Origin of the sequence: Micromonospora sp. NPDC126480 (genome assembly GCF_040302465.1) — a bacterium.
In the GTDB taxonomy this organism is placed as follows: domain Bacteria; phylum Actinomycetota; class Actinomycetes; order Mycobacteriales; family Micromonosporaceae; genus Micromonospora.
The window spans coordinates 96,241-123,004 of sequence record NZ_JBEORU010000017.1; the positions used below are offsets into that span (position 1 = coordinate 96,241).

Annotated in this window: 28 protein-coding genes and 3 pseudogenes; 17 read left to right on the plus strand and 14 right to left on the minus strand. The window is 70.5% G+C overall.

Annotated elements, in window-relative coordinates; all coding sequences use genetic code 11:
* The first annotated feature begins 3 nt into the window (after positions 1–3).
* Both ABTW87_RS17645 and ABTW87_RS17650 read left to right on the plus strand, forming a co-directional pair.
* Positions 4–864 (plus strand): SCP2 sterol-binding domain-containing protein, encoded by an 861-nt coding sequence (locus ABTW87_RS17645; RefSeq protein ID WP_350651887.1) that lies wholly within the window; start codon positions 4–6, stop codon positions 862–864.
* 46 nt (positions 865–910) lie between these two features.
* Complete coding sequence (locus tag ABTW87_RS17650; protein WP_350651888.1) at positions 911–1,555, plus strand: alpha/beta fold hydrolase; 645 nt, start codon at positions 911–913, stop codon at positions 1,553–1,555.
* A gap of 78 nt (positions 1,556–1,633) precedes the next feature.
* Here ABTW87_RS17650 and ABTW87_RS17655 read toward each other — a convergent pair whose 3' ends face one another.
* Positions 1,634–2,290: an MOSC domain-containing protein gene (locus ABTW87_RS17655; protein ID WP_350651889.1), complete on the minus strand. Its 657-nt coding sequence runs from the start codon at positions 2,288–2,290 to the stop codon at positions 1,634–1,636.
* A gap of 155 nt (positions 2,291–2,445) precedes the next feature.
* Here ABTW87_RS17655 and ABTW87_RS17660 point away from each other — a divergent pair, with 155 nt between their 5' ends.
* Entirely contained in the window at positions 2,446–3,495 is a 1,050-nt protein-coding gene (locus ABTW87_RS17660; protein WP_350651890.1) for a LacI family DNA-binding transcriptional regulator, read from the plus strand.
* Between the two features lie 45 nt (positions 3,496–3,540).
* On the plus strand, positions 3,541–5,115 hold the full coding sequence (locus ABTW87_RS17665) for an FAD-dependent oxidoreductase (protein WP_350651891.1): 1,575 nt from the start codon (positions 3,541–3,543) through the stop codon (positions 5,113–5,115).
* Between the two features lie 56 nt (positions 5,116–5,171).
* On the opposite strand, the gene ABTW87_RS17670 is transcribed toward ABTW87_RS17665, so the two are convergent.
* Positions 5,172–5,870 (minus strand): MBL fold metallo-hydrolase, encoded by a 699-nt coding sequence (locus ABTW87_RS17670; protein WP_350651892.1) that lies wholly within the window; start codon positions 5,868–5,870, stop codon positions 5,172–5,174.
* A 331-nt stretch (positions 5,871–6,201) separates the two neighbouring features.
* Between ABTW87_RS17670 and ABTW87_RS17675 the strand changes: the two genes are divergently transcribed.
* Positions 6,202–7,155: a LysR family transcriptional regulator gene (locus tag ABTW87_RS17675; protein ID WP_350651893.1), complete on the plus strand. Its 954-nt coding sequence runs from the start codon at positions 6,202–6,204 to the stop codon at positions 7,153–7,155.
* A 36-nt stretch (positions 7,156–7,191) separates the two neighbouring features.
* On the opposite strand, the gene ABTW87_RS17680 is transcribed toward ABTW87_RS17675, so the two are convergent.
* From ABTW87_RS17680 to ABTW87_RS17690, 3 genes are all read right to left on the minus strand, one after another.
* Entirely contained in the window at positions 7,192–8,268 is a 1,077-nt protein-coding gene (locus tag ABTW87_RS17680; RefSeq protein ID WP_350651894.1) for a saccharopine dehydrogenase family protein, read from the minus strand.
* A gap of 260 nt (positions 8,269–8,528) precedes the next feature.
* A complete protein-coding gene (locus tag ABTW87_RS17685) occupies positions 8,529–8,900 on the minus strand; it encodes an ATP-binding protein (protein ID WP_350651895.1) in 372 nt (123 codons plus the stop codon).
* Entirely contained in the window at positions 8,878–9,408 is a 531-nt protein-coding gene (locus ABTW87_RS17690; protein ID WP_350651918.1) for an ATP-binding protein, read from the minus strand. The genes ABTW87_RS17685 and ABTW87_RS17690 overlap by 23 nt, the downstream gene beginning before the upstream one ends.
* On the opposite strand from ABTW87_RS17690, the gene ABTW87_RS17695 reads away from it, so the two are divergent.
* Positions 9,340–9,507, plus strand: a complete 168-nt coding sequence (locus ABTW87_RS17695; RefSeq protein WP_350651921.1) for a hypothetical protein — start codon at positions 9,340–9,342, stop codon at positions 9,505–9,507. The genes ABTW87_RS17690 and ABTW87_RS17695 overlap by 69 nt on opposite strands.
* A 100-nt stretch (positions 9,508–9,607) precedes the next feature.
* Here ABTW87_RS17695 and ABTW87_RS17700 read toward each other — a convergent pair whose 3' ends face one another.
* Together ABTW87_RS17700 and ABTW87_RS17705 are read right to left on the minus strand one after the other, a co-directional pair.
* The gene (locus ABTW87_RS17700; protein WP_350651896.1) at positions 9,608–10,627 is read right to left on the minus strand and encodes an LLM class flavin-dependent oxidoreductase; all 1,020 of its coding nucleotides are present in this window, start codon (positions 10,625–10,627) and stop codon (positions 9,608–9,610) included.
* Between the two features lie 31 nt (positions 10,628–10,658).
* Positions 10,659–11,051, minus strand: a complete 393-nt coding sequence (locus ABTW87_RS17705; RefSeq protein ID WP_350651897.1) for an SCO5389 family protein — start codon at positions 11,049–11,051, stop codon at positions 10,659–10,661.
* Between the two features lie 255 nt (positions 11,052–11,306).
* Here ABTW87_RS17705 and ABTW87_RS17710 point away from each other — a divergent pair, with 255 nt between their 5' ends.
* Positions 11,307–12,365, plus strand: coding sequence for a permease (locus tag ABTW87_RS17710; RefSeq protein ID WP_350651898.1), 1,059 nt, complete (start codon positions 11,307–11,309; stop codon positions 12,363–12,365).
* Positions 12,362–13,126 (plus strand): TIGR03943 family putative permease subunit, encoded by a 765-nt coding sequence (locus ABTW87_RS17715; RefSeq protein ID WP_350651899.1) that lies wholly within the window; start codon positions 12,362–12,364, stop codon positions 13,124–13,126. The genes ABTW87_RS17710 and ABTW87_RS17715 overlap by 4 nt, the downstream gene beginning before the upstream one ends.
* Before the next feature lie 91 nt (positions 13,127–13,217).
* Here the strand turns inward: ABTW87_RS17715 and ABTW87_RS17720 are convergent.
* Positions 13,218–13,322 (minus strand): annotated as a pseudogene (locus tag ABTW87_RS17720) (30S ribosomal protein S14); the annotation flags it as partial.
* Between the two features lie 17 nt (positions 13,323–13,339).
* Here ABTW87_RS17720 and ABTW87_RS17725 point away from each other — a divergent pair.
* The 3 genes and pseudogenes from ABTW87_RS17725 (at position 13,340) to ABTW87_RS17735 (ending at position 15,093) form a co-directional block, all read left to right on the plus strand.
* Entirely contained in the window at positions 13,340–13,606 is a 267-nt protein-coding gene (locus tag ABTW87_RS17725) for a CobW C-terminal domain-containing protein (protein ID WP_502891602.1), read from the plus strand.
* A gap of 1 nt (position 13,607) precedes the next feature.
* Positions 13,608–13,807: pseudogene (gene rpmE, locus ABTW87_RS17730) on the plus strand (50S ribosomal protein L31).
* A 134-nt stretch (positions 13,808–13,941) separates the two neighbouring features.
* Positions 13,942–15,093, plus strand: a complete 1,152-nt coding sequence (locus ABTW87_RS17735; protein ID WP_350651900.1) for a phospholipase D-like domain-containing protein — start codon at positions 13,942–13,944, stop codon at positions 15,091–15,093.
* Positions 15,094–15,134: 41 nt separating this feature from the next.
* On the opposite strand, the pseudogene ABTW87_RS17740 reads toward ABTW87_RS17735, so the two are convergent.
* Positions 15,135–15,302, minus strand: a pseudogene (locus ABTW87_RS17740) (IS5/IS1182 family transposase); the annotation flags it as partial.
* A gap of 185 nt (positions 15,303–15,487) precedes the next feature.
* On the opposite strand from ABTW87_RS17740, the gene ABTW87_RS17745 reads away from it, so the two are divergent.
* Both ABTW87_RS17745 and ABTW87_RS17750 read left to right on the plus strand, forming a co-directional pair.
* The gene (locus ABTW87_RS17745; protein WP_350651901.1) at positions 15,488–16,966 is read left to right on the plus strand and encodes an endo-1,4-beta-xylanase; all 1,479 of its coding nucleotides are present in this window, start codon (positions 15,488–15,490) and stop codon (positions 16,964–16,966) included.
* Between the two features lie 184 nt (positions 16,967–17,150).
* Complete coding sequence (locus ABTW87_RS17750; RefSeq protein ID WP_350651902.1) at positions 17,151–17,672, plus strand: nitroreductase/quinone reductase family protein; 522 nt, start codon at positions 17,151–17,153, stop codon at positions 17,670–17,672.
* A 58-nt stretch (positions 17,673–17,730) separates the two neighbouring features.
* Here the strand turns inward: ABTW87_RS17750 and ABTW87_RS17755 are convergent, their stop codons facing one another.
* Positions 17,731–18,210, minus strand: a complete 480-nt coding sequence (locus ABTW87_RS17755; protein WP_350651903.1) for a MarR family winged helix-turn-helix transcriptional regulator — start codon at positions 18,208–18,210, stop codon at positions 17,731–17,733.
* Between the two features lie 40 nt (positions 18,211–18,250).
* On the opposite strand from ABTW87_RS17755, the gene ABTW87_RS17760 reads away from it, so the two are divergent.
* From ABTW87_RS17760 to ABTW87_RS17770, 3 genes are all read left to right on the plus strand, one after another.
* Entirely contained in the window at positions 18,251–19,108 is an 858-nt protein-coding gene (locus ABTW87_RS17760; RefSeq protein WP_350651904.1) for an NmrA family NAD(P)-binding protein, read from the plus strand.
* The gene (locus ABTW87_RS17765; protein WP_350651905.1) at positions 19,105–19,770 is read left to right on the plus strand and encodes an NAD(P)-dependent oxidoreductase; all 666 of its coding nucleotides are present in this window, start codon (positions 19,105–19,107) and stop codon (positions 19,768–19,770) included. Before ABTW87_RS17760 ends, ABTW87_RS17765 begins: the two co-directional genes overlap by 4 nt.
* Positions 19,771–20,387: 617 nt before the next feature.
* The gene (locus tag ABTW87_RS17770) at positions 20,388–21,905 is read left to right on the plus strand and encodes a glycoside hydrolase family 27 protein (RefSeq protein WP_350651919.1); all 1,518 of its coding nucleotides are present in this window, start codon (positions 20,388–20,390) and stop codon (positions 21,903–21,905) included.
* 105 nt (positions 21,906–22,010) lie between these two features.
* On the opposite strand, the gene ABTW87_RS17775 is transcribed toward ABTW87_RS17770, so the two are convergent.
* The gene (locus tag ABTW87_RS17775) at positions 22,011–22,343 is read right to left on the minus strand and encodes a hypothetical protein (protein ID WP_350651906.1); all 333 of its coding nucleotides are present in this window, start codon (positions 22,341–22,343) and stop codon (positions 22,011–22,013) included.
* Between the two features lie 663 nt (positions 22,344–23,006).
* Here ABTW87_RS17775 and ABTW87_RS17780 point away from each other — a divergent pair.
* Positions 23,007–24,296: a CE1 family esterase gene (locus tag ABTW87_RS17780; protein ID WP_350651907.1), complete on the plus strand. Its 1,290-nt coding sequence runs from the start codon at positions 23,007–23,009 to the stop codon at positions 24,294–24,296.
* A 101-nt stretch (positions 24,297–24,397) separates the two neighbouring features.
* Here ABTW87_RS17780 and ABTW87_RS17785 read toward each other — a convergent pair whose 3' ends face one another.
* From ABTW87_RS17785 to ABTW87_RS17795, 3 genes are all read right to left on the minus strand, one after another.
* Positions 24,398–24,862, minus strand: a complete 465-nt coding sequence (locus ABTW87_RS17785; RefSeq protein WP_350651908.1) for a DUF3237 domain-containing protein — start codon at positions 24,860–24,862, stop codon at positions 24,398–24,400.
* 94 nt (positions 24,863–24,956) lie between these two features.
* Positions 24,957–25,424 (minus strand): MarR family winged helix-turn-helix transcriptional regulator, encoded by a 468-nt coding sequence (locus ABTW87_RS17790; protein WP_350651909.1) that lies wholly within the window; start codon positions 25,422–25,424, stop codon positions 24,957–24,959.
* Positions 25,421–26,650, minus strand: a complete 1,230-nt coding sequence (locus ABTW87_RS17795) for a flavin-dependent oxidoreductase (RefSeq protein WP_350651920.1) — start codon at positions 26,648–26,650, stop codon at positions 25,421–25,423. The genes ABTW87_RS17790 and ABTW87_RS17795 overlap by 4 nt, the downstream gene beginning before the upstream one ends.
* Positions 26,651–26,764: the final 114 nt, after the last annotated feature.

Consider the following 26,764-nt stretch of genomic DNA (forward strand, 5'->3'; position numbering starts at 1 on the left):
TCGATGACCGGGGGCGAGCGCGACAAGTCTGCCGGACCGGACCGGTGGGAGATCGTTCGTGGTGCCCTGCTGGAGGCCGGGCACCGCTTCGCCGACCTGGTGCTCGTCGCGTCCGACCGGGACACGAAGGCGACCGCGCACTGGACGGCGCGGGAGACCGCGGCGCATGTCGGGTCGATCGCCTGGCTCTACACCTCGATGCTCGCCGGCGTACCGGCACCGGTTCCCGGGTTCGCCGAGCGTTCGCGGTCCACCACCGTCGACACCATCGCCGAACTCAACACGCTGCTCCTGCGGCACTTCACCGAGCGCGAACCCCACGCGCTGGCCGCCCGGCTCCGCACCGACATCGCGCGGATCCTGGACATCACCGAGGGGCGCGGCTCGGCGTCGGTGACCTGGCTCGGCGACTCCCGGGTCCCGGTCGCCGGCGTGCTCGCCCACCTGCTCAACGAGATCCTGATCCATGGCCGCGACATCGCGCGCTGTTCGGGGCGCCGGTGGGAGATATCGCCCCGCGACACGGCGCTGTTCCTCGACCTCTTCGTCGTCGGAATGCTCCGTGCGGACTACGGACGGCTGCTCGACAACGACGAACCGCCCCGGGACCGGCCGGTGACGGTGGAGATCCGCTCGACGTACACCGCGCCGGTAACTCTGGTGCTGCATCGAGGCCGCGTGGTCGTTGTGGAGCCGGGGAGCGTCCCCGACGTCATCGTCTCGGCCGATCCCACCGCGTTCAACCTGATGATGTTCGGACGGATCACCAAGCTCCGGGCGCTGCTCACCGGCAAGGTCCGGGTCCGCGGCCGCCGGCCGTGGGTCCTTCCGGCGTTCCTGCGGACGGTACGCATGCCGAACTGACCAGCAGGACGGCCGGCTGTCGTACCGGTGTGTGAGGCTTCGGGGCATGGCGACTTTCGTTCTGATCCACGGCGGTGGGGGCAGCGCCTGGGACTGGCATCTCCTGGTCCCGCAGCTGACCGCCCGGGGTCATGAGGTGGTGGTGCCGGAGCTGCCGATCGAGGACCGGTCGGCGGGGTTCGCCGAGTTCTGCGAGACGGTCGTCGACGCGGTCGGCGACCGCGGCGACCTGGTGGTCGTCGGGCACTCTTACGGGGCGCTCACCGCGCCGCTGATCGCCGACAAACTGCCGGTGCGGCTGCTCGTCCTGCTCACTCCGATGGTCCCGCAGCCCGGCGAGAAACCCGGGGACTGGTGGGAGAAGACCGGTCACCGCGAGGTCGAAGGGCTCAGCGAGGAGCAGCAGTTCTACAACGGCGTGCCGGCCGAGACCGTCGCGCAGGCCGCCGCACATGGCCGGGGCCAGGTCAGCGCGGAGTGGAACGAGCCCTGGCCCCTGGACGCCTGGCCGGACGTGCCGACGAAGGTGCTCATCGCCCGCGAGGACCGGTTCTTCCCGGCGGACTTCCAGCGCCGGGTGGCCGCCGACCGGCTCGGCATCACCCCGGACGAGATCGACGGCTGCCACGCGGTGGCACTCAGCCACCCGGAGCAACTCGCCGACCGGCTGACCGCGTACCTGGAGCGCTGAGAGGCGTCGACAACTCGTGCCACGGCCACTCGGCGACGTCGCGCCACCGCCGCAGCCACCGGCCCTCGTACCTCTGTTTCAGCTCCGTAGCCGGCCCCGCAGTGACTGCCGCAGCTCGTCGGGCAGGCCCTCGATCTCGATCAGCCCGGGCAGCAGCTCCGGCTCGGTGAGGTAGGCGCGGAAGGCATCAGCGATCGTCACGCCGTGGGCCGGCCGGTCCACCACGGTCACCGGATCGCCGGCTTGGACGTCTCCCGGCTCGACGACGCGCAGGTAGGCACCGGGCCGATTCTCTCGGGTGAACGTCTTCACCCACTGCGGCTCAGCCATCTTGGCCTGGAACGTGGCGCACGGGATTCGTCCGAACGTCGGCTGCAGCACGAGACTGTCGCCGATCAGCCATTTCTCGCCGATCACCGCTCCGTTCACGTCGACGCCCACCGTGGTCAGGTTCTCGCCGAAGACGCCGCCGGGCAGTACCCGGTCAAGTCGGGCCTCCCACCAGTCGTAGTCCTCCCGGGCGTACGCGTACACGGCCTGGTCGTCACCACCGTGGTGCTCGATGTCGAAGATCTGGTCACCGACCAGCCCGCTGTGCAGGCCGGTGGTCTTGGGACCGGGAGCACGGACCGTCACCGGCCCCTCAACCGGTTGCTTGTTGATGCCGGTGATGCCCACTCGCTTCGCGGTGCTGCGCTCCGGCACGGCGAGGTTGACGGAGAGGATCCTGCCCATGGGCTGCAACCTATCGGCTGCCCGGAGAACTCCGCTGCCCGTTATTTCGCCCCGCGAGCGCGTGGCGTCGGTGGTGTCCGGGCGGATCGGCACGACCTGATCACGCCGGCCACCTGCGGCTTGATTTCTTCGACAGGGCTGCGTAACGTCCGTTTATGCGCATAAGCGGATCGGGCCGAAGTGCCCGCCGGCGGGTCTCCCAAGCGGACATCGCACGGCAGGCCGGGGTTACGCAGGCGGCGGTGTCGATGATTCTGCGGGACCGCGCCGACAGCATCCCCGAGGCCACCCGGCAGCGGGTTCTCACGATCGCGCGGGACCTCGGCTACCGGGCGGACCCACTGGCCCGACGGCTGGCCAACGGACGCAGCCAGATCATCGGCGTGTTCACCTACGAGAAGGTGTTCCCCGTCGCGCAACGCACCTTCTACCACCGCTTCCTGCTCGGCATCGAGGAGGCGGCGGAGGCGCACGACCAGGACCTCCTGCTGTTCACGAGCGCCGCCGGACGGCGTACCGGCAGGAGCGGCGAGGTTCGCACCATCTACGCCGGCGGCGAGAACAAGCTGCGGCTGGCCGACGCGGCCGTGCTGCTCGGGCGGGACGACATCCCTGCCGAACTGGAGCAGCTGTGCGCCGAGGGCTACCCGTTCGTGTTCATCGGTCGCCGGTTCCTCACCGACGGCCGTGAGGTTCCGAATGTCGCCCCCGACTACGCCGCGGCCACCCGTGCGCTGGCGCGGCGCTTCGCCGCCCTCGGCCATCGCAGGATCGCGTACCTGGGCGCGGACCGGACGCTGCCCGCCTCGGTCGACCGGCTCGCGGCGATCGCCACCAGCGGGCTGGACGTGCACCTGCACTTCGCACCCGTGACCGAGATCGACGGAACGTTGCTCCACCGCCTGCTCGACACCGGGGTGACCGGCCTCATGCTGGAGAACAGCGAGTACGCCGAGCGGGTCGACGGCCTGGCGGCGCAGATGGAAGCGGGCAGAGACAGCCGCCTGTCCGTCGCCGTGGCCGGCCTCACCGAGGAGGATTCCACCCCCTGGTCCGGCTTCACCGTGCCCGGCCGCCGGATCGGTCACCTGGCACTGGAGGACCTCCTGGCACGGCTGGAGGGCGCCCCGCCGGGCTGCCGGCTCGTGCCCTGCCCCGCGGCACCCGGGCGGACCCTGACCGCCGTTCCGCCCGGCCACAGCTGACCCCCGGCACCACTCCCCGCTGACCCCCGGGACCGAAAGAAATCCATGGAACTCGAATGTGACGTCCTCGTCGTGGGCGCGGGCTGCGGCGGCGTGGCCGCGGCCCAGTCGGCGGCCCAACTGGGCCAGACCGTCATCCTGACCGAAGCGACCGATTGGATCGGTGGGCAGCTCACCGCCCAGGCGGTTCCCGCCGACGAGCACCCCTGGGTGGAACACACCGGTGTCACCGCGACGTACCGGCAGCTGCGCGACGCGGTGCGTGAGGTCTACCGCCGCAGCCGTCCGCTGACCCCGGCCGCCCGGACCGCGGCACATTTCAACCCCGGCGAGGCGTGGGTCAGCAACCTGGCCGCCGAACCGATCGTGCTGCACAGCGTCCTGCGCGACATGCTGCAACCGTGGCTCAGCGTCGGCCAGGTGCGCCTGCTCACCCGGCACGAGCCGATCTCGGCGGACGTCACCGGCGACCGCATCGACGCCGTGGCCTTCACCGACACCCGAGACGGCGAGACGGTCCGGGTCACCGCCCGCTACGTCCTCGACGCCACCGAAGAGGGCGACCTGCTGCCGCTCACCGGGTGCGAGCACGTCCTCGGGGCGGAGAGCGCGGCCGAGACCGGCGAACCGCACGCGCTGGCGGGACCAGCCGACCCGCACGACCAGCAGGCCATCACCTGGTGCGTCGCGCTCGAACTTCGCCCGGGCGAGGATCACACGATCGACCGGCCGGAGGAGTACGCCTTCTGGCGGAACTACCGCGCCGATCACTGGCCCGGCCCACAACTCGGGTGGGTGACCCAGGAACCGGAGACCGGCAAGCCGCTGAGACGTCCGCTCTTCGGTGCCCGGGGCGAACGCGACCTCTGGACGTTCCGCCGCATTCGGTACGGCCGGCACGTCAGTCCTGCGGTTTCCGACGTCACGCTCGTCAACTGGCCGCAGATCGACTACTGGCTCTCCCCCGTCACGGGGGTCCCCGCGGCGGAACGCGCCGCGGGACTCGAGCGCGCACGGCAACTCACCCTCTCGTTCATCCACTGGTTGCAGACCGAGGCGCCCCGCCCGGACGGCGGCGTCGGGTATCCGATGCTGCGTCCGGCCGGCGAGACGCTGGGTACGCCGGACGGGCTCGCCGCCGCACCGTACATCCGGGAGGCGCGACGTATCCGGGCCGAGTTCACGGTCCTCGAACAGCACGTCGGCGTCACGGCTCGACGGGGAGCCACCAGCGCCGAGACCTTCGACGACAGCGTCGGAGTGGGCTGCTACCGCATCGATCTGCACCCGAGCACCTCCGGCCGCGGATACCTCGACATCGCGACCTACCCCTTCCAGATTCCGCTCGGCGCCCTGGTGCCGGTTCGGCTGGAGAATCTCGTCGCCGCCGGCAAGTGCCTCGGCGTCACCCACATCACCAACGGCTGCTACCGACTGCACCCCGTCGAGTGGAACGTCGGCGAAGCCGCCGGCGCACTGGCGGCGTTCAGCATCAAGCGGGGCGTATCGCCGCGCGCCGTCCGGTCCAAGCCGGAACTGTGCGACGAGTTCCAGGCGGTGCTCACCGACCTGGGCGTCCAACTGCAGTGGCCGGACGCCATCCGCGTGCAGACCCGCTGACCGGATCCGCCTCCGCGGCCCTCGCCACCAGGGTCGCGTGAACCGTAGGTCTCGGCTCAACGGTCGAGGCAGGCGGCGGCTTCGCGCATCCGGGTCCGGCCGTCGTGCCGTAGCGGCGCGCCGTGACCGAAGCAGACGACCCGGGCGTCGAGCTCGGCCAGCCTCCGGAACGAGGCGACGACCTGATCCCGGTCGAGGTTGAACACACCGGGGATCACGCTGCCCTGGTGATGCGCCACGACATCGCCGGTGAACAGCACGCCGTGCTGTGGCAGGTAGAGCGCGATGCTGCCGTCGGTGTGCCCGGGAGTGGAGATGACCTGGGCCCCACCGCCGAAGTCCAGCACGTCGCCGTCCACCACCGTCCGGTCGACCCGCACCGGCGGCGCGCCCTCCAGGCCGGCTGCCACCTGGGCGTGCAGGGTTCGCTCCTCGTCGGCGAAGTTGGGTGACGGGCCCACCCGCTCCCCACGGATGACCGGGGCATCGTTGACGTGGGCGACGACGCTCATACCGTTCCACGCGGCCACCTCGGCGGCCGAGCCGACGTGGTCGTCATGGAAGTGGGTCAGCACGACCCGGGCGACGGCGCCGGTGTCGAGTCCGATCCGCCGGAGGCCCTCGGCGATCGCGGGCCCCGAGCCGCGGGCACCCGTGTCGATCAGAGTCGCTGCTCCGCCGTCCACCCACAGGTAGGCCTGATAGGCGCCGAGAGTCAGCAGGTGCAGCCTGGGAAGCAACTCGGTGATGTTCATGCGGTCGTCCTTCCTTCGGGTGGTCACGGTGGCGGCGGCCCGGGAGCCGCCAACTAGGTGGTCGGGCGGGGCGGGCCACCGGCCGGCACCGCCCCGGGCATTCTGAGCCGACCCCGGCCGCGTCGATCCTCACGGCCGCTATGCCTGCCACAGGGAAGACCGTAGGGGCGCGGGCGGCGACCCGGCCACGAATGTTGGACATGGCAGCCATGCGCAGAGCGCATGCTGCGGCAGGGTAGCGATCCACTGTCGGCGCGGATCTCGTTCTTGCTGAGCGTCTTCGCCGCACAGCGCCGGTTGAGCAGCCACATGGCAGCCATAAGCTGCAGGCATGATCGAGTCGTGGACCTTGCGCGTTCTCCTGGAGGTCGCCGGCCGAGGTTCGTTCTCCGCCGCGGCCGAGGCACTGTCCATGACGCAACCAGCCGTCTCGCGGCAGATCAGCGGGTTGGAACGGCGCGTTGGCGTGCCGTTGTTCCGCCGGCTTCCCCGCGGTGTGCGGCTCACCCAGGCTGGACGAACCGCCGTCGAGCTGGCGCGCGACATCCTGGCTCGGACCGACGCCCTGGAAGCGCGGTTGCGCGCCTTCACCAGCCTGACCGGCGGGCAGCTCAACGTGTCGGCCTTTCCGAGCGCCAACGCCCGACTCACCCCGGATGCCATCCGTCGCTTCGCCGAGTCCCACCCGGGTGTCGCGGTGAACCTGGTCCGCCCGGACGCGTCGGGTCCGCTGGCGGCCGTCCGGGACGGCCGGGTCGACGTGGCCCTGGTGACATCGTGGGAGTTGTTCGCCGACCCGGGCAACGCCAAGCACGACCTGTCAGCGTCTCGACTCAGCGAGGAGGCACTGGACGGCCTTGACCTGGTGCCGCTCTGCGACGAACGGCTGCACGTCGCGCTTCCGGCGGACCACCCGCTGGCGCGGCGCAAGCGGGTGCCGCTGCAGGAGTTGAAGGAGGAGCGGTGGATCGAGGGCGCCTATCCGGACTGCCTCGGTCCGATCCCGCCGATCGCCGAGGCGTTGGGCGGTCCCCCGCGGATAGCCTTCTTCTGCGACGACTGGAACGGCAAGCAGGCATTGGTCGCCGCGCGGGCCGGTGTCATGCTCGTGCCGATGCTGACCCAGACCGCGGTACGGCCCGACATCGTCTTGCGGCCCACCGTTCCGGCCCTGCCGACCCGCCGGTTGTACGCCGCAGCGGCCGCTCCACCGTTCCGGTCGCCGGCGGCGACCGCGATGATCGCGATCCTCACGGCGATCTGCCGGCAGCCGGTCGACGGGTGACGGCCGGCCCGCCCCCGTACACCTGATGGGTGAACGTCAGGAGGAAGCAGGGCGCCGTTCGTACTGGTCGGCATTCGGCGGTTGCTCGTGCAAGGTCAGGTTGTGCCGCTCGATCGCCTTCAGGAACTCGCCCACGTCGACGACCTGGTCGATGTGATGCACTCCGGGCGGGTAGCGGCGACCCATCAGGCCGGTGGCGATCTCCGCGGCCACCACACCGGTCGCGTGGCACTCCCCACTGCCCGTCACCGCAGACCAGACGCGCCCACCGGCTGCATCGGTGGCCGAAGCGTGCACCACGAACCGGTCTCCGCCGAGCCGCAGCCGGTTCGACGCCGCGGTCAGCAGACGAGCCCCACCCAGCCGGTCCGCCACACGGAAGCCGCCGATGGCACGCAGCCAGAACAACGCCGCCGTGACGGCGCCGGAGTCGAAACAGAGGCGGGTGGTCACCGGGACCCCGAGCGTGCGGGTCAACGTGTATTGATCCGAGAAGGGAAACGGGTACGCGGTACGCGAGCCGAACCCCGGCAGGTCCACCCGAGCCCGTCCCGGCCGCCGAGTCCGGTCGGGCGGAGCCATCAGTCCCTGCACCGTCCAGCGGACCGAGTCGGGCCCGTGGTCACCGGCCGCACCCAGCAGGATGGTCACGTCGACAGAGGTCGCGGACGGAAGGCGCCCGGTGCAGCGGCGGGCCAGCACGTTGGTCAGCCCGGGTGCCAGCCCGACGCTGAGAACGGCGGCCGTTCCGGTCCGCTTCGCGGTGGCGTCGAGCCGTTCGATGCCATGCAGCACGTCGGCCGACGCGCTGATGTCGACGACGGGAACGCCGCGTTCCAGGCAGGCTCGCGCCAACGCCTCGTTGCGATGCTCCACACACATGACCACCACGGCGGCGTTCGTCAACAGCCCGTCGAGACCCCGCAGGTCGTCAAGGTCCAACCGGTGCGCGGTCAGCCGGCCGGGACCGCTCCGGGCCAGGGCCGCGGCGCGCGCCCGGTCACGACCAGCGACAACGACCTCGTTCGCCGGATCCCGGGCCAGGGTGGTCGCCACCACCCGGCCCACGGCACCGTAACCGCCGATCACGACGGCCGTCCCATGGTCGGTCATTGCCACCTCGCCGCGCCTACCCGATGCCCCACCGCTCAGGTGGACACCGGCCCCGCGGTCGTACGGCTCAACGGCGGCCGGTACCACCGGAGTCAGTGTGTACCGGCGCAGCTGTGGGCACCACTGCGAGGTGGTAGGAGCAGCCATGATCTCGGCGCATGGCACGGCCCTGCCTCGGCGCCGTCCACCGCTCCCCGCAACCCGGCGCGGCCCTCGGGCAGCCGGCGGTGCGGCCGACATCGACCGCGTCTCTCGCGTGGTCAGACAGTGGCGGTCGTCGGCTCCTTCGCGAGCCGCGAACCCATTCGGAAGTCGGGATCGATCTGCGTGGTGAGGTCGACACCCGTTCGTTCGTTGGCCCATGCTGCGGCATTGCGTCGGTGGAACTCGTGGGCCCATCGGGTGAAGGCGTCCCAGTCCTGGACGGTGCGATCGACGGCATCTGTCAGCTGTCCCAGTACCGCGCGGTTGGCTGCTTCCAGGTCGTCCAGCGGGCCCACGGTGCCCCGTTCGGCCCGTCGCACGTACACCGAGCGGCTCATCCAGGTGAGGAGTTCCTGGCCAACGTGCTCCCGGAGGAAGGCGACATCAGCGGCGTCCTCCACCTTGTTACCGACGACGGACAGCGCCACCCCGTAGTCGCGGGCGTACCCGGCGTACTGGCGGTAGACGCCGACGCTGCGCACGGTCGGTTCGCAGATCAGGAAGGTGCGGTCGAAGCGGGTGAACAGCCCCGACGCGAACGAGTCGGCGCCGGCGGTCATGTCCACCACCACGTACTCGCCCGGACGGTCGAGCATGTGGTTGAGCAGCAGTTCGACCGCTCCGACCTTCGAGTGGTAGCAGGCGACGCCGAGGTCCTCGACGGTGAACTCGCCGGTCACCGATCGGGTTGTCCTCGACCACGCGCAGCAGGCGTGAGCCCGAACCCGGCGGGGTGGTCTTCACCATCTCGGCGGCGCTGCCGAGGAGGGGGTTGTCCCCCCGGAGGTAGTCCTTCATCAGGGACAGGTGCTCGCCGAGGGGGGTTGCCGTAGCCGCGCTCTCCGGTCCGCCGAGGGCTGCCGCCAGGTGTTGGTTGATGTCGGCGTCGATGGCCAGCACGGGACGGCGCTGCTCGGCGAGGTGGCGGGCGAACAACGCGGCAAGCGTGGTCTTCCCGCTGCCGCCCTTACCGACGAACGCGACCTTCACCGCACCCAACGGGCAACGACGCTAACGATAATCGTTTCCACATGAGCAACTCTAGCCGGTCGTGCGGCCGGCCGATGGCAGACTCGCCGGTGTGTCACGCTCGGCGGGTGGGCGGGAGCGCTCAGCCGAGCCTTCCGTCGCTACGTCATCCCGGCCGGCCGGGGCGCCGTGGCCCCAGCCCGAGTACGTCCGTGGCCACGCGGTGGATCGCACCGAGCGTGCGCTCGCGTCCGCCGGCGCCCTCCACCATCAGCAGCAGGTGCCGCACGCCGGGCAGGGCGGCGGCCCGGTCGACAACCCGCCTGCAGCGGCTGGGCGAGCCGACGGGATGGATGGAGACGAGCCGCTCCACGTAGGCGTCCAGATCCCGCCGGCCAGCCTCGGCGCCGTCCAGTCGGACGTACTCGCGGGTGCCGGCCAGCAGCGCCGGGAGTCCGGCGCGGACGGCGTCGGTGGCCTGCTCGTCGTCGTCCTCGACGTAGGCCAGGTGCGCACTGGCATGGCCGACATCCTGGCCGTCGTGACCGTGCGCGGCGGCCACCCTGGCGTAGCGGCCGAGCAGGCTGGCCCTCTCGTCAAGATCGGCGTGCAGGCCGAGCAGCAGCGGCATGCCGTGCCGCGCCGCGAGGTCCACTGTCGACGGTGAGGTGGCGGCGACCCACACCGGTATCCGCCGCGCGGGCCGCGGCACCACGGGCACCGGCCGGAAGGGAAATCGATCGTTGCCGGCCACCGTCGGGGCGCCGGACAGCCACCGGCCCAGGAGTTCCAGCGCGTCCCGGAAGCCGTTGTCGAAGCGGTCCAGGCCGGTGCCGAACACCTCCAGGTCAACCCACGGGCCGCCCCGGCCGACGCCGAGGCGGAACCGACCGCCGGACAACTCGTCGAGCAGCGCCGCCTCCTCGCCGAGGGCGACCGGGTGACGGTTGGACAGGATGCAGGCGGCGGTGCCCACCGCGATGGACCGCGTGGAGCCGAGCAGGTGCGCGGCGAAGGTGATCGCCGAGGGACACACGCCGTAGGAGATGAAGTGGTGCTCGGCGATCCAGACCCCGGCGTACCCAGCGAACTCTGCGGCGCGGCCGTACTCGTGGGCATCGGCGAGAGCCGTGGCGTGGGTTCCGCCCGGCCGGTGCCCGGCGAGCAGGAACAGGTGGGCGTCCACGTTCGAACCTGCTCGCCGGGGGTCGACCGGATCAGCAGTCACGCAGCTCGGGAGACTGGTTGAGCAGTTGGCCACGGGCGGAGACGAAGCGGCGGTAGGTGTCGGAGTCGACGGCGGAGAGCCGGAACGCCGCGACGCGGTGGCAGTTCTGGAAGGCAAGTTTGACGCCGAAGTGCCGCTCCAGGCCGGACCGGATGGCGTCGCTGGCCAGAGCACGCAGGAGTTGGCCCCGCTCGGCCTCACCCGGCGGTGGGACGACGTTGTCGGCGAACGCGCCGTCGGACGAATCCAGGTCCGCCGCGATCCGACTGACAACCTGCCAGGCGTACGGCAGTGAGTCACGGACGCAGGCCACGAACGCCTCGTCGTCGACGGGGCCCGATTCGGCGGCCTCCAACAGGCTCGGTGGCACGGTGAGAGACATGCTCCTCCTTACACACGATAACGATCACGGTTGTCGTTAGCATCGCGTCATGAGCGCACCACGCACCGTCTGTCACGTCAATGGCACTGCTCGTGTTTCCGTCACCGCGCCCCGACGACGGCCTCGCACCAGCGGCCGGTGCGCCGGGAGGTATCCCGACGAACGGGGCTCCTCGATACACTCATCCGCACCAGCGGCATCGGCGTGTGGCCCGCTGCCGATCGCTGGCGCCGAACAGACCGGAACGGAGTCGGTGTGACCGCACCCGAGCGCATCGCCCCCTCAGCTGAAGTGCCACCGGGTGAACCTCCATCCAGCGACGACGAGCCGCAGCTCAGAGGTACCGGCTTCCGGGCAGTGATCGCCGACCGGGTCGGTTCCGTGGAGGTCCTCGCCGCACTGCTCATCCTCGTGATCGTCCTGCGGGACCCGCTCGCCGGCCTGTTGTCCGCGCCGTCCCTGGCGACGTGGACGACGGTCTTCGTCTCGGTGATGGTGCAGGCGGTCCCGTTCCTGGTGTTCGGCGTGCTGCTGTCGGCCGCGATCGCGGTCTTCGTACCCCGGTCCTTCTGGGCCCGCGCCCTGCCGAAGCACCCGGCCCTCGCCGTGCCGGTGGCCAGCGCCGCCGGGGTTGTCCTGCCCGGGTGCGAGTGCGGCGCCGTGCCGATCGCCGGGTCTCTGATCCGCCGCGGCGTCACCCCGGCGGCGGCCCTGGCGTTCCTGCTCGCCGCACCGGCGATCAACCCGATCGTGCTCGTCGCCACGGCGGTCGCCTTTCCCAACAACCCCGAGATGGTTCCCGCCCGCGCCGTCGCGAGCCTGGTCGTCGCCGTGGTCATGGGCTGGTTGTGGCTCCGCCTCGGACGCGCAGACTGGATCCGGCTGCCGCACCGGCCCGACCTCGACGGCCTGCGACGGGGCGAGGCGTTCTGGGCGGCGGTACGACACGACGTGGTGCACGCCGGCGGGTTCCTCGTCGTCGGGGCGATGGCCGCCGCCAGCATCAACGTCCTGGTACCGGAGCGCTGGTTGCAGACCCTCGCCGACCAGCCGGTGCTCTCCGTGTTGGCGCTGGCGGCGCTGGCCGTCCTGCTGTCCATCTGTTCGGAGGCGGACGCGTTCGTCGCCGCATCACTGTCGCAGTTCTCCCTCACCTCCCGGCTCGTCTTCCTCGTGGTGGGTCCCATGGTCGACCTCAAGCTGATCAGCATGCAGGCCGGAGTCTTCGGTCGCCGTTTCGCCGCCCGCTTCGCCCCCGCCACGTTCGCGGTGGCGGTCACGGTCGCCGTCGCTACCGGGGCGGTGCTGCTGTGAACCGCCAAGCCCAGGCCTGCATCATGATCCTCTTCGGCGGGGCGGTCCTGCGGGCGAGCCTCACCGACCTGTACCTGCGCTACGTCAAGGAAGGACTGCGCCCCTTCCTGATCGCCGCCAGTCTGCTGCTGATCGTGACCGGCGTGATGACCCTCTGGTACGAGCTGCGACCGGCTGCCGCCGCACCCGCCACCGACAGCGGCGCGCAGGGTCCGTCCACGGACACCGCACCCGGACACGACGATCATGACCATCATGACCATCACGGACCGCGCGTCGCCTGGCTGCTCCTGTTGCCCGTCCTCGGGCTTCTGCTGGTCGCCCCGCCCGCGCTCGGCTCGTACGCCGCCGGCCAGGCCGGAACGGCGCTCACCGCCGACCAGGACTACGACTACCCCCCGCTGCCGGCCGGGGATCCGGCGAAGACCTCGGTCCTCGACTACGCCTCCCGCGCCCTGTTCGACAAGGGCCAGTCGCTCGGCGGCCGACGCGTCCTGCTCACCGGCTTCATCGCGCCCGGCCCCGCCGGTGAGCCCATTCTCGCCCGCATGATCATGTCCTGCTGCGCCGCGGACGGCCGCCCGGTCAAGGTCGGCATGACCGGCAATGTCCCGGACGGCCTGGACAACGACACCTGGGTCGAAGTCACCGGCCGATACAGCGAACGAGTCGGCCGCGACCCGGTCAACGACGAGGAGATCCCCTACCTCGACGTCGAGTCCTGGCGGCAGGTCAAACAGCCGGCCAACCCCTACGGCTAGGCGATCGCCCGAGGGCGAGACGGCGAGCCCTCAGCGTCGCACTCCCCCCGCTCGCACCACGCACCTGCGCGCGGTTGTCCATGCGGTGCCGTCACCACGACGCCTTGCGCACCCCGGGCAGCTCGCCCCGCAGGGCCAGCTCGCGGAACCGCACCCGGGACAATCCGAACCGGGTCAGCACCCCGCGCGGGCGGCCGTGGCGGCGGCCTGGCCATGGGCCCTCTCGGGCACTGGCTGGTCAGCCTGCCCGAGGACCGCTGGGACCAGGTCGAGGACCAGCGCCGCCTCGCCGCCGCCCTCGACTGGGACCCCTACTACGGCGACCGGCACCAGCACCTGGTCTTCATCGGGCTCGACATCAACCCCGTCGACCTGCAGCGCACCCTCGCCGGTTGCCTGCTCACCGACGCCGAACTCGCCGACGGCGAGGAGACCTGGCGCACCTACCACGACCCGTTCGCCGGTTGCTTCCCCCTTTGAGGTGGCGGAGCTGACCGACACCGACACCGAAGGAAACCAGCGCATCGAATGGACCGACGGCAACACCTACCCCGTCATCGACGTGCAGATCTCCTCGGCCAGCCACCCGTTCTGGACCGGTAGGCAGCGCCTGCTCGACGCCGCCGGCGGGTTGAGAAGTTCCGCGCCGAGTACGCCCGCCGCGGCTCCCAGGGCAGCTGAGCACCGGCGCGCCGGTCGACCGGACCCGGCCGGCTCGACCGCGGCCAAGGCATCTGTGTCACCTGAGCGTCCGATATGGCACGTTACATACAGGCGGGATTGCTGGTATTGATCGATATTGCGAGGATGCCTCGATGATGAAAAACGTCCCGCCCACGAGGTCGTGGTCGCTCCTGGCGCTATTCAGTCTGGCGGCCGTCCTGCTGACGACAGTCTGGGTACCGCCCACGCCCGCAGCCGCGGCCGGCGCATGCAATGAGCAAGGGAACTACGAGGTCTGTTCCATCTTCGGTGGCGCCGAGGACACGTTGCTCGCCCGGAAGATGATCGCGAAGATCAACGCGACGGCCAACGCGGCGCAGAGCGGCGACTACATCCGGGTCGCGATGTACGCCTGGAAGGAGAGCGGGTACGGCCGGGAGGTCGCCGACGCGCTGGTCCGCGCCGACCAGAAAGGCGTCAGTGTCCGCATCGTGATGGGCACGGAACACGTAGAACAGTCCATCGTCAACACGTTCCGCAACGCCGGCATCGACCTGGTCCAATGCGACAACGCGTGCATGTCGCCCTACCGGGGAGCCATGCACAACAAGTTCCTCGCGATCAAGAAGGGCGACACCAAGCTGGTGCTGCAGACCTCGACGAACCTGGACCTCAACCAGGCGCAGCACGCACAGAACATGTTGATCGTCCGCGACGACACCGCCCTGTTCTCCGCCTACGTCAACTACTGGCGCCGGCTGTACGCCCGGAGCTGGACCTGGGAAGGAGTGAGCTGGAGCGACGACGACGCCAAGAACCACTACGGCAGCAACGGCAATTCTCGGGCGTACTTCTTCCCCCAGCCCACCAAGCAGCCGCTGCCCGGCATCCTGGCCAACGTCACCGAGTGCGCCAGCGGAAACGACCGGGTCTGGGTGCAGGCGAGCAACGTCGACGAATCCCCGTTCACCCAGAACGTCTTCAGCGAACTTGCGCGGCTACGCGCCATCGGGTGTGACGTCAAGGTCATGGTCCAGAAGTCCAGCCAGACCTACCTCGTGTCGAGGTACGCGTTGCCCGCTCGTTGCGACGGCTACAACCACAACAAGCTGGTCCTCATTGACGCGAAGTATGCGGGACAGTGGCGCAAGGCGGTGTTCGTCGGCTCGTACAACCTCAGCGAGAACTCCAACGACCGCGCCAACGACGCGATGCTGCGAATCATCGACGGGTGGGTCACCAACCGGTACATCGATCAGTTCAACCAGCAGTGGAACTCCCCCGGGCCTTGTGACGCCGACTAGCGAGTGGCCAGGTCACGCCACTGCTCCGGCCTGATGAATCAGCGCTCCACGACGTCGCGCTTCGTGTAGGTCGCCCTGTCGAAGGCCGATGGTCGTCCGCCGTTGCCGCCCCTGGCGGCGCGGCGGGCGACCCGGTCCGCGTGTTTCGGCATGTCGTGCCGGATCCCTCGCGAGCGCAGGGCTCGTCGGGTGGAGGTGGGCGCACCCCCACACGCCGCGGGGACCCGGCAGCGGGAAGCTCTTGATGAGGACGACGCGATCTGGCACGGTGACAGTTATCGATGTTAGCGCTCTCAAGCTCGTCGGCTCACGTCCCGACGCCGAAGGGTCTACCTTGGTGGAGCGTTAACAACGCCCTGTCCGCCGTTTCCCACGACCTCAATCGGGAGCCACCGTGACACCACCGGTTCGACCACACCGGCACCGCCGGTCCCGACCGAGGCGCGCGCTGCTCGCGCTGCTCTCCGTCGCAGCCCTCGTCACCGCCCTGCTCGCCCCGAGCAGCCCCGCCACCGCCGGGACGACCCTCGGGACCTCGGCCGCGGAGAAGGGCCGCTACTTCGGCGCGGCGGTCGCGGCACACCGCCTCTCCGACAGCCAGTACGTCACGATCCTCAACCGCGAGTTCAACTCGGTCGTCGCCGAGAACGAGATGAAGTGGGACGCCACCGAGCCCCAGCAGGGCAACTTCACCTTCGGCAACGCTGACCGGATCGTCAACCACGCCCAGTCCCGCGGCATGTCGGTACGCGGCCACACGCTGCTGTGGCACGCCCAGCAACCCGGGTGGGCGCAGAATCTGTCCGGCAGTGCGTTGCGCAATGCCGCGATCAACCACGTCACCCGGGTGGCCGGCTACTACCGCGGCAGGATCCACTCCTGGGACGTGGTGAACGAGGCCTTCGCCGACGGGGGCAGCGGCGCCCGCCGCGACTCCAACCTCCAGCGCACCGGCAACGACTGGATCGAAGCCGCCTTCCGCGCCGCCCGCACCGCCGACCCCGGCGCCAAGCTCTGCTACAACGACTACAACACCGACGGCGTCAACGCGAAGTCCACGGCCGTCTACAACATGGTCCGCGACTTCAAGGCCCGCGGCGTACCCATCGACTGCGTCGGCTTCCAGTCCCACCTGGGCACCACCCTGCCCGGCGACTACCAGGCCAACCTTCAGCGCTTCGCCGACCTCGGGATCGACGTTCAGATCACCGAACTCGACGTCGCCCAAGGGTCCAACCAGGCAAACATCTACGCCACCGTCACCCGGGCCTGCCTGGCCGTCGCCCGCTGCACCGGAATCACCGTCTGGGGCGTCCGGGACAGCGACTCCTGGCGGAGCGACAACCCCCTGCTCTTCGACGCCGGCGGAAACAAGAAGGCCGCGTACACCGCCACGCTGGACGCCCTCAACGCCGGCGGACCGAGCAACCCGGGGCCGATCGACACCAGCGCCTGGTACGTGCTGGTGAACCGCAACAGCGGTAAGGCACTGGACCTGTACGGCTCGGCCGCCACCGACGGCGCGCAGATCATCCAGTGGACCCGGCACAACGGCGCCAACCAGCAGTGGCAGTTCGTCGACTCCGGCGGCGGCTACTACCGGCTGAAGTCCCGGCACTCCGGCAAGGTCCTCGACGTCTACAACTGGTCCACCGCCGACGGCGCCGCCATCATCCAGTGGAGCGACCACAACGGGGCCAACCAGCAGTTCCGCATCGCCGACTCCGACAGCGGCCACATCCGGCTGATCAGCCGACACAGCGGCAAGGCCGTCGAGGTACAGGGTGCCGCCACCGCCGACGGCGCCAACATCGTGCAGTACGCCGACTGGAACGGCGCCAACCAGCAATGGCAACTCGTCCGAGCCGGGTGACACCGGCTCGACAACGGCTCGGGCCCGGCGCGACCTCCGCCGGGCCCGAGCGTCTGTCGGAGCGGAACCGACGCGGACAGATCCAGACGACGACCCGACGGCCCCGTCCCGGAGGGACCTTCGACCCTGCTTACCGCCGTCGATGCCGGCAACCATGAGATCAAACAGGTACCGCATGCCGACCATGAGTACGGTGAGCCCGCTGGAGGACGCGATGGGAAGCTGGCCCTTGTCGGACGACGACCTTCGCCGCATGTACGCGGGAGGGCGCGCCAACGGCACCGCTCGCCGCTTCGCACGGATGTGGGCGGTCGTGCAGGGCGCCGGCCTGCTCCCCCGGCGCTGGGTGACTCTCGAGGTCGCCGGACGTCGCACCGGACGACGCACCCGCTTCCCCCTGGGCATGGCCGACTGGCATGGCGAGTGGTACCTGGTGCCGATGCTGGGGAGCACCTGCAACTGGGTGCGCAACGTGCAGGCGGCGGACGGCCGAGCCGTCATCCGGCACGGACGCGCTCGCGCGTGCCGCCTGGTCGAGGTCCCGGTCGACGAGCGCGCGCCGATCCTCAAGCGATACCTGCAGAAGGTCCCCGGAGCACGGCCGCATCTCCCCGTCGACCGGCACGCGTCCCTCGCCGAGTTCGCGGCCATCGCGGAGCGGTACCCCGCCTTCCGGGTGGAGTACGCGCCGGACAGCCCGGTCTAGGCGGGGAGGGTTCGCGGCGGGAGAGCCCGCCCGGGTACGAGGGCCTTGACGCTTCCGGTCAGGACTGCGCCGGCGGCTCCGGGGTGTCCGAACGGGTCGCTCCGTCGGCGAACCTGCTCAACAGCTGGGCGAACCGGCGCTTCTCAGCCGGGGTGAACGCCGCCACGGCCGAGCTCAACCGGCCGTGGCGAAACGCCTGCGCCCGCCGGTGCAGCGCCACGCCGTCCGGGGTGAGGCGCAACACGCTCTGCCGGGCGTCGTCCCAGCCGGACGTCCGCACGACCATGCCGTTCGCCTCCGCTCGACCGACCAGGCGGCTGGCGGTGGAGGGTGCCACCTCCAGCACGGCGGCGACCTGCCCGACGGACGCCGCACCATCCGGTGCTGCGGCGACGGCCCCCACCACCAACAGGGTGGACAGCTCCACACTCCGACCGCCGTCCACGACGGTCGCCGGGGTCTGCAGGAACCGGCGCAGCCGGAGCAGAGCCTCGTCGATGGCCATGAGATCGGGGTCGTGGTCGAAGTCGGAATCCATATGTGTATGATACACATATCGAAGAAGCCGGGGAGGCGCGATGGAACGGATCCTGGTAACCGGAGCCACCGGCACGGTCGGTTCCGTGGTGCTGCGTAACCTCCGGCAGGCCGGCGCCGAAGCCGTCGCGGCCTCGGTGCAGCCGGGGCCCGACAGCGCCGGGACGGTCCGGTTCAACTTCACCGACCCCGCCACCTGGGCCACGGCCTTCGCCGGGGTGACAGCCATGTTCCTGATGCGGCCTCCCGCCATCGGCAACGTGCGCCGTGACCTACTGCCCGCGGTCGACGCCGCGCGTCGGGCCGGCGTTCGGCACGTGGTGTTCCTGTCGCTGCAGGGCGCCGACCGCATCCGTGTGGTGCCGCACGGCACGGTCGAGAGGTGGCTGATCGGTTCCGGCGTGGACTACACGTTCGTCCGGCCCTCGTTCTTCTGCCAGAACCTGTCGGGCGTCCACGCCCCCGACATCCGCGACCGCGACTCAATCGTCGTCCCGGCCGGGGACGGCGCCACGGCCTTCGTCGACGCCGACGACGTCGCTGCGGTGGCCGCGACCGCCCTGCTCCACCCTGCCGAGCACGCCGGCAGGACGTGGACCGTCACCGGACCTCAGGCTCTCACCTACACCGAGGTCGCCGACATCCTCTCGGCCGAACTCGGCCGAACCGTCCGCTACACCCGTCCGGGCCTGCTGCGCTATTCCCGGCACGCACACCGCCGCCTGGCGATGCCGTGGCCCCAGGTCGCGGTCACCGCCGCGATCTACACCACGGCCCGACTGGGCCTGGCCGCCGGCCTCACCACGGACATCCGGACCGTGCTCGGCCGCGACCCCGTCGACTTCGCCGCGTTCGCACGCCGCGAACGCCACCACTGGACATCCAGGAGCCCGTCATGAACATCGCCCTCATCGGCGCGACCGGACGCACCGGCCGGCTGCTGCTGGACGTCCTGCTCCAGCGCGACCATCACGTCACCGCCCTGGCCCGGGAACCCGGCAAACTCGGCACCGCCGCGAACAGCCCCGCGGTCCGGGTCGTGCGCGGGGACGTGCGGGACCACGACGCTCTACGACAGCTCGTCGCCGGCAACGACGTGATCATCTCCGCGCTCGGGCCGACCACCAAGGAGGCCGACCTGCACACCCGCACCGCCGAGGCACTGACCGAGGTCATGCGAACCGATGGCATCCGTCGCTTCGTCGGCATCAGCGGTGCCGGGGTCGATGCTCCCGGGGATCGCAAGTCACGCCGCGACCGGACGATCAGCTGGCTGATCAACCGGCTCGGCGGAGCAGTCGTCAAGGACAAGCCCGCCGAACTGGCCGTGTGGCGGCGCAGCGGCCTGGACTGGACTCTGGTCCGCCCGCCCCGCCTCCTGGACACTCCGCCGACCGGTCGGGTCGAGCACCACGCGAACGAGTCCACCAGCCAGACCAGCATCAGCCGGGCCGATCTGGCCGCGTTCATCGCCGACGTAGCCGAACAGGGCCTCTACCGCCAGGCGGCGCCGTTCGTCGCCAACAGCGGTCGGCCCCGGCGACGGCGCGGGATCGGTTGACCACTGGTCAACGGCGGCAGGCGGCGCGTGCGGGATCTCGCGCCGCACGCCGGCGCGGGATCCGGAGCGTCACGCGCGGACTCCGGCCTGGCCTTGTTAGCGACAACATCGATGCATTAGTCGCCCCGCACTCATGCCCGCTGCCGCCTGACCCCCGGCTCGGGCAATCACTTGACATCAAGTCGGTGAGCTGGGAAAGGCTTGATAGCGCGCCGCGTCCGGGGCGAGGGAAGGAACGGAACTGCCGCCCGTCGACCAACCCGTTATTTACATCCTTGGATGTCATCGATAACATCCAGCCATCGACGTCTCGTCGAATCCGGGAGTCGCGCGACGACGCGCGGCCCCGCCGCAGTCGCTCCGGGCCGCGGGCACTGGGCGGCACCCTGCGCGACGACCACCGGACTCCGAACCAGACCCGACGCCCGACGGCGGCGCCGAATCGCAGCGTCGACGCCGATCACTCCGACTTGGAGGAGCAGGTGCGCACACCGAGAAGATGGCTGACCGCCGCGCTGGGCGTCCTCGCGGTGACGCTCGCGACGACCGTCGCCGGGACAGCGGTATCGCCCCGGCCCGCTCAGGCACTGGACAACGGCGTCGCGCGCACCCCGCCGATGGGTTGGAACACCTGGAACACGTTCGGCTGTGACATCAACGAGACCCTGATCCGGCAGATGGCCGACGCGATCGTCAGCCACGGGCTGCGGGACCTCGGCTACCGGTACGTCGTCGTGGACGACTGCTGGTTCAATCCGAACCGGGACGCGCAGGGCAACCTCCAAGCGCACCCGCAGCGGTTCCCCAGCGGCATGAAGGCCCTCGGCGACTACCTGCACTCCCGCGGCCTGCTGTTCGGTATCTACCAGGCGCCGCTGGACCAGACCTGCGCCCAGTACTTCGACGCCTTCCCCGGCTCCACCGGCAGCCTCGGCCACGAGTACCAGGACGCGCGGCAGTTCGCCGCCTGGGGTGTCGATTACCTCAAGTACGACTGGTGTTCGCCCACCGGGACCATCAACGACCAGGTCGCGAGGTTCGGCATCATGCGCGACGCGCTGGCCGCGACCGGCCGGCCGATCGTCTACAGCATCAACCCGAACAGCATCCACGAGAAGACCGGGCCGCAGCGCAACTGGAGCGACGTGGCGAACCTCTGGCGTACCACCGAGGACATCACCAACGCGTGGGACACGGGGCAGACCAACGGTTACCCGATGGGCATCAAGAACATCGTCGACGTCAACGTGCCGCTGGCCGGGTACGCCGCGCCGGGCGGGTTCAACGACCCGGACATGCTGGAGGTCGGCAACGGCGGCATGACCGACACCGAGATGCGCAGCCACTTCGCCCTGTGGGCGATGATGGCCGCGCCGCTCATGATGGGCAACGACCTGCGCTCGGCCAGCACGGCGACGCTCAGCATCCTGCGCAACCAGAACCTGATCGCGATCAACCAGGACAGCCTCGGCCGGCAGGCGGTTCAGGTGTCCCACGACGGTACCCGACGGGTTCTGGCCAAACGGTTGGCCGACGGCGACGTCGCGGTCGCGCTGTTCAACCAGGGCAGCTCCACGACGACGATCTCCACCACGGCGGCGGCGATCGGCAAGAGCGGAACCTCGTTCACCCTGCGCGACGCGTGGACCAACGGCACCGCCACGACCACCGGGGCCATCTCCGCGAGCGTTCCGGCCCACGGCACGGCGGTTTACCGGGTCAGCGGGGGCGTGACCACCGACCCGCCGGTCCCGAGCACGTTCCGGCTGCGCAGCGAGTCGGCCGGGCGGTGCCTGGATCTGGACAACTCCAACACCGCCAACGGCACCGGCACCCTGATCTGGGACTGCCACGGCAACGCCAACCAGCAGATCACCCAGAGCGGCCAGACGCTGCGCATCCTCGGCAAGTGCCTGGACGTCCCGCTGAACGCGACCAACGGCACCCGGGTGCAGATCTGGGACTGCAACGGCGGCACCAACCAGCAGTGGACGTTCAACGGCAACGACACGGTGAGCAACGTCCGCTTCCCGTCGCTGTGCCTGGACGTCTACAACGGCGGTACCGCGAACGGCACAGCGGTCATCCTCTGGTCCTGCCACGGCAATGCCAACCAGCGATGGAGCCGGGTGTGACCCACGGCCCGTTGACCCTCCCCGCAGCCTGCGGGCCACCCGCAGCAGGCGAAAAGGCCACCTGACCAGCACGGACGGCGAGCTCGGCACCCCCGCAGGGCGGCCTCAGCCCGCTATCGGCGGACGGTCGCTGTTGAGGTGGAACGCGCGCTCTTCGGCCTCCTGACGGGCCGCGATGAAGTCGCGCTGCCAGTCCTGAGCGTCATCCGGGATCCGCGCGACCACGTGCTCGCCGTGCACCCGGCCGTCCGCGTCGGTCAGGGTGACCCCGACGACCGTGTGCCCCCGCCCCGGGATCGCGTAGTGGCGCACCGCCCACCGGGCGGACATCTGGGACGCACGGCGTCGGCGTCGCGCACCGGCCGTCACGGCCGCCGCGACAAGCAGGACGGCGGCCACGACGACGATGGCGGGGGCCAGGAACGCGATGACTCGCACCAGCCCGAGGCTACCCCGCTTCGTGCCGGCGGGTGCCGGTTGGCGTCGCCGAGGCCGAGCAGGTGGCGGCGGCGCACGATGGCGACGCGGATGCCCGTCGGCCGTCCTTATCAGACGATGATCATCTGGGTACGTTCACACAGACCCTCTTCGGCAGGAGAACCGGTCGTCGGCAACTCCTCGTCGCCGTCTGCTCAGATACGTGGTGAGCAGCTGACCGATTGAACTTGTTATCGATAACATGCTATCTTCGGCGCGCGGGCGAAGGGCACGCTCGCGATCACCTCGATCAAACGGGCGAGGCGCGCCGAGGGGCAGACCCCACCGCCTCGCCGGAGGGTGACCAGTCCGGGCGCTGCGCGGGTGCCAGGCCGACCACGAGCGGTGGCCGGCCGACCCGGTGCGGCCACCTGCCCCGCCTCCGTGCCGCCGCGGACGATCCCGGCGCCGACAGGCGGCCGCACCCGCGGGTACGCCGGGCCCGGACCACAGGAGCATGCCGGTCGGAGTGGAACGGGCTGCGCCGTACCCACCAGGCGACGCCGGAGAACGCCGCCATTACCCGCCGACCGCCGGTCGGCGGAGGGCGGTCGGTAGTCACCGGGGTCGGTCTCGCACCACACCACCGGCACACGATGACCAACGGCAAGGAGTCAAGCAGCGATGAAACGGAGACGCCTTCTCTCATCCATCTCGGCCGCCGCGGTTCTCCTCGCGGTGACCGCCGTTGGCGCGCGGAGCATGGGCTTCGGCGACGCGGCGGTGGCCGCGACGAACGGCACCCTCGCCACGACCGCAGGCTGCGGCAAGGCCCCCACGCTCACCAGCGGTACGCGCACGATTCAAAGCGGCGGACAGAGCCGCAGCTACATCCTGCGGATCCCGGACGGGTACGACAGAAACCGCCCCTACCGGCTGATCGTCGGGTTCCACTGGCTCAACGGCTCGGCCAGCAACGTCGCCTCAGCCGGCTACTACGGGCTTGCGCCACTGGCGAACAACAGCGCGATCTTCGTGGCGCCCCAGGGTCTCAACGCCGGCTGGGCCAACACCAACGGTCGGGACGTGACCCTCTTCGACGACATCTCCCGGCAGATCGAGAACGACCTCTGCGTCGACACGACCCAGCGCTTCGTGCTCGGATTCAGCTACGGCGGGGCCATGAGCTATGCCGTGGCCTGCGCCCGGCCCACCGCCGTGCGGGCGGTCGCGGTCCTGGCCGGCGCCAACCTCAGCGGATGCAACGGCGGTACCCAGCCCGTGGCGTACTTCGGCATCCACGGCACCTACGACAGCGTGCTGAACATCTCCCAGGGCCGATCGCTGCGCGACACGTTCGTCAGGAACAACGGCTGCACCGCGCAGAACCCGCCCGAGCCGAACCGAGGCAGCCTGACCCACATCACCACCACCTACTCCGGCTGCCGCACCGGCTACCCCGTGCAGTGGGCCGCGTTCGACGGCGACCACACCCCCAGCCCGGTCGACGGATCGTCCAGCCCCAACGACTCCAGGACCTGGACCTCGGGAGAGATCTGGAGGTTCTTCACCCAGTTCTCCTCCACGCCGCCCACCACCACGCCCCCGACAACCACGCCGCCCACCACCACGCCCCCCACGACCACGCCGCCCACCACGCCACCTCCGTCGACCAGCTGCGTCGCCACCTACCGCACGGTCAACAGCTGGCCCGGCGGCTTCCAGGCCGAGGTCACCGTGGCCAACAACACCGCCACCACGATCAACGGCTGGACCGTACGGCTGACCCTGGCCAGCGGCCAGGCCATCAGCAGCCTCTGGAACGGCACCAACACCGGCACCACGGGCACCATCACGGTGCGAAACGCCCCCTACAACGGCACCGTGGGCGTGAACGCCTCGACCACCTTCGGGTTCACCGCCACCGGCGACGGCGCCACTCCGGCCAGCGACATCACCTGCACCAGCCCCTGAGCGCGGCACTGCCCGGGCCCGGCGCCAGCTGGCGCCGGGCCCGGGCAGGTGCGCCGGGGCGCCGTCGGGTGGCGATGTCGGCCGCCTCCATCGCCCTGCGGCTAGGTGACCCGGTAAGCGGTGTAGCGCACCCGGTCGCCCTCGCGGATCGCGGACGCCACGAAGACGCACTGCTCCAGGACCGCCAGCGCGGGCACCGAGGTCTCCAGTCGGACGCACAGGCGGAAGTAGTACTCGGAGACGTCCACCGCGTCGCCGCGTAGCAACGCGGCCAGGATCTCCGGGCGGCCACTGCGGACGCCGACCGTACGGATGTCGACGTGGCCGCCGTCGGCGGTGCGCGCCGAATAGCGCGCGTCGATCTCGACCGCGCCGTCGGGGCGGACCAGCTGCCGGTCGGCGCCGCCCGGGAGGATGTCAGCCTCGAAGAGGCCGGTGACCTGGCCGCCGACGACGGGCACGACGCGGCGGTGACCGGCGCGGGTCACCCCATGGTCCTCCAGCGTGCCGAGCCGGGCCGCCACGTCGAAGGCGGCCTCCAGACCGGGAACCGCCGGCGCACTCACGGGGTCCCGACCGGCAGGTCGACGCAGCGGGGGCGAAGGTCGGCGTGGCAGATGCCCCGGTCGGCGCGGTGCGACGGCGGCCGTGACGGCGTACTCATGGAACGTCCTTGGCTTGCGTGAGGGCGTCGCGCAGGCGTTCCAGCGCGGGCACCGCGGCGGCGAGGGCGGACCGGTCCTCCTCCGACAGGGTGGCCGCGGCGCGGGCGACCAGGTTTCCGCTCGCGAGGTCGAAGCGGTCGAACAGGTCGAGGGCCTTCGCGGTGGCGAGGACGTCCACGTGGCGCAGGTTGCCGGGACGGGGGCGGCGCTCGACGAGACCGTTGCCCTCCATGGCGGTGAGGAGGTTGCTGACCGTCGAGCGGCTGAGCCGCAGTCGTGCGGCGAGCTCGCCGGGGGTGGACACGGTTCCGCGGGGCAGCGCCCGGACGATCTCGATCTGCGCGTCCGGGATCTCCGGCAGGTGCTCGGCGGCCCGGGCGGCGGCGAGCAGCGTGCGGCGCAGCGGCGAGATCACCGACGCCAGTCGGGCGGCGTCCAGGTCCGTCGCTTCCGGGCGGGTCACGGCAGGATGCCCGTGAAGACCGTCGGCGTCAGCGAAGCCCGTTCGTTGAGAGCCGAGGGCAGAAAGCCGGCCGCCTTCTTGTAGCCGGTGGCGATCTCGGTGAGCTCCTCCGGCGGGATGACGTCGTGGATGTGCGCGAACCCGTCCGGCGCGCGCTCGTGGGCGAGCACCATCACCTGTTCCGGGCCCTGCCGCCGATTGCTCAACACGAGCGCGGTGGTCGCCGGCCGCCGGTCCGCCTCATAGGCGTCGAGCGCCTGCCGAACCGTCGACGCGGTGGCGAGGTGGAAGGCGAGCGTACGGGCGTCCAGGATCGCCTGCGACGCCCCGTTGGAGCCGTTCGGGTACATGGGGTGCGCCGCGTCCCCGAGCAGGGTCGTGTTCGCGTGCGTCCAGCTGTCGATCGGGTCGCGGTCCACCATGGGATATTCGAGGATCTCGTCGGCGGCGCGCAACAGGTCCGGCACGTCGAGCCACGCGAAGCGCCACTTCTCGAAGAGCCTGATGACCGGTGCGGGGTCGACCGCCCGGTTCCAGTCGGCGTTCGGCCCGGCGAAGCCGGGACCGCGCCGTTCGGCGACGACATTGATCAGATCCGGGCCGATCGGGTACGCGACGAACTTCTGTTCCGCGTCCCCCGCCATGATCATGGTTCGCCCGTCCAGGAATCCGGGCGCACGTGCCGTCCCCCGCCACAGGGTCAGCCCGTTCCATACCGGCGCTCCCTCACCGGGCTGGTGCTGCCGGCGCAGCGCCGAGTGGATGCCGTCCGCTCCGACGACCAGGTCGGCCGTGACGCCCACCTCCCCCGCTGCCGTCTCGAAGCGCGCGACACCGTTCCGCACGCCGACGAGCCGGTGCCCGGTGCGTACCGCAGCGGCCCCCAGCCGTTCCCGCACCGCGGCGAGGAGTTCCATCTGGAACCGGCCGCGGTGCACGGACAACTGCGGCCAGCGATATCCCGCGTCCAGGCCGCGCGGTTCGCGCCAGATCTGCTGACCGTGCCGGTTGTAATAGGCCAGCGAGCCAGGCGCGACGCCCAGCCTTTCCACGCGGTCGCGAAGGCCGAGTTCAGAAAGCTCACGGACGGCGTGCGGAAGTAGGTTGATCCCGACGCCGAGTGGGCGCAGCGCGGTAGCGCGGTCATAGACGGTGATGTCACGGAACCCGGCCTGGTGCAGGCTGAGCGCGGTGGTGAGGCCACCGATCCCGGCTCCCGCGATCACGATCGCCAAGTCGTCGCTCCCTCCGCCGGCGCACACAACCAACCGAACAGTTTGGTCACAAAATCGTCGCTCGTCAAGACAGTTATCAGAGGACTTTCACGATGAGGTGACGCG

What these genes read in the sequence shown, in the direction of transcription:
- ABTW87_RS17750 (WP_350651902.1), top strand. Translation starts at nt 17,151, where the DNA reads ATGAGTACGGTGAGCCCGCTGGAGGACGCGATGGGAAGCTGGCCCTTG.
- ABTW87_RS17705 (WP_350651897.1), bottom strand. Translation starts at nt 11,051, where the DNA reads ATGTCTCTCACCGTGCCACCGAGCCTGTTGGAGGCCGCCGAATCGGGC.
- ABTW87_RS17760 (WP_350651904.1), top strand. Translation starts at nt 18,251, where the DNA reads ATGGAACGGATCCTGGTAACCGGAGCCACCGGCACGGTCGGTTCCGTG.
- ABTW87_RS17755 (WP_350651903.1), bottom strand. Translation starts at nt 18,210, where the DNA reads ATGGATTCCGACTTCGACCACGACCCCGATCTCATGGCCATCGACGAG.
- ABTW87_RS17725 (WP_502891602.1), top strand. Translation starts at nt 13,340, where the DNA reads ATGGGCCCTCTCGGGCACTGGCTGGTCAGCCTGCCCGAGGACCGCTGG.
- ABTW87_RS17655 (WP_350651889.1), bottom strand. Translation starts at nt 2,290, where the DNA reads ATGGGCAGGATCCTCTCCGTCAACCTCGCCGTGCCGGAGCGCAGCACC.
- ABTW87_RS17780 (WP_350651907.1), top strand. Translation starts at nt 23,007, where the DNA reads ATGAAACGGAGACGCCTTCTCTCATCCATCTCGGCCGCCGCGGTTCTC.
- ABTW87_RS17675 (WP_350651893.1), top strand. Translation starts at nt 6,202, where the DNA reads ATGATCGAGTCGTGGACCTTGCGCGTTCTCCTGGAGGTCGCCGGCCGA.
- ABTW87_RS17680 (WP_350651894.1), bottom strand. Translation starts at nt 8,268, where the DNA reads ATGACCGACCATGGGACGGCCGTCGTGATCGGCGGTTACGGTGCCGTG.
- ABTW87_RS17665 (WP_350651891.1), top strand. Translation starts at nt 3,541, where the DNA reads ATGGAACTCGAATGTGACGTCCTCGTCGTGGGCGCGGGCTGCGGCGGC.
- ABTW87_RS17660 (WP_350651890.1), top strand. Translation starts at nt 2,446, where the DNA reads ATGCGCATAAGCGGATCGGGCCGAAGTGCCCGCCGGCGGGTCTCCCAA.
- ABTW87_RS17645 (WP_350651887.1), top strand. Translation starts at nt 4, where the DNA reads ATGACCGGGGGCGAGCGCGACAAGTCTGCCGGACCGGACCGGTGGGAG.
- ABTW87_RS17735 (WP_350651900.1), top strand. Translation starts at nt 13,942, where the DNA reads ATGATGAAAAACGTCCCGCCCACGAGGTCGTGGTCGCTCCTGGCGCTA.
- ABTW87_RS17770 (WP_350651919.1), top strand. Translation starts at nt 20,388, where the DNA reads ATGGGTTGGAACACCTGGAACACGTTCGGCTGTGACATCAACGAGACC.
- ABTW87_RS17670 (WP_350651892.1), bottom strand. Translation starts at nt 5,870, where the DNA reads ATGAACATCACCGAGTTGCTTCCCAGGCTGCACCTGCTGACTCTCGGC.
- ABTW87_RS17650 (WP_350651888.1), top strand. Translation starts at nt 911, where the DNA reads ATGGCGACTTTCGTTCTGATCCACGGCGGTGGGGGCAGCGCCTGGGAC.
- ABTW87_RS17765 (WP_350651905.1), top strand. Translation starts at nt 19,105, where the DNA reads ATGAACATCGCCCTCATCGGCGCGACCGGACGCACCGGCCGGCTGCTG.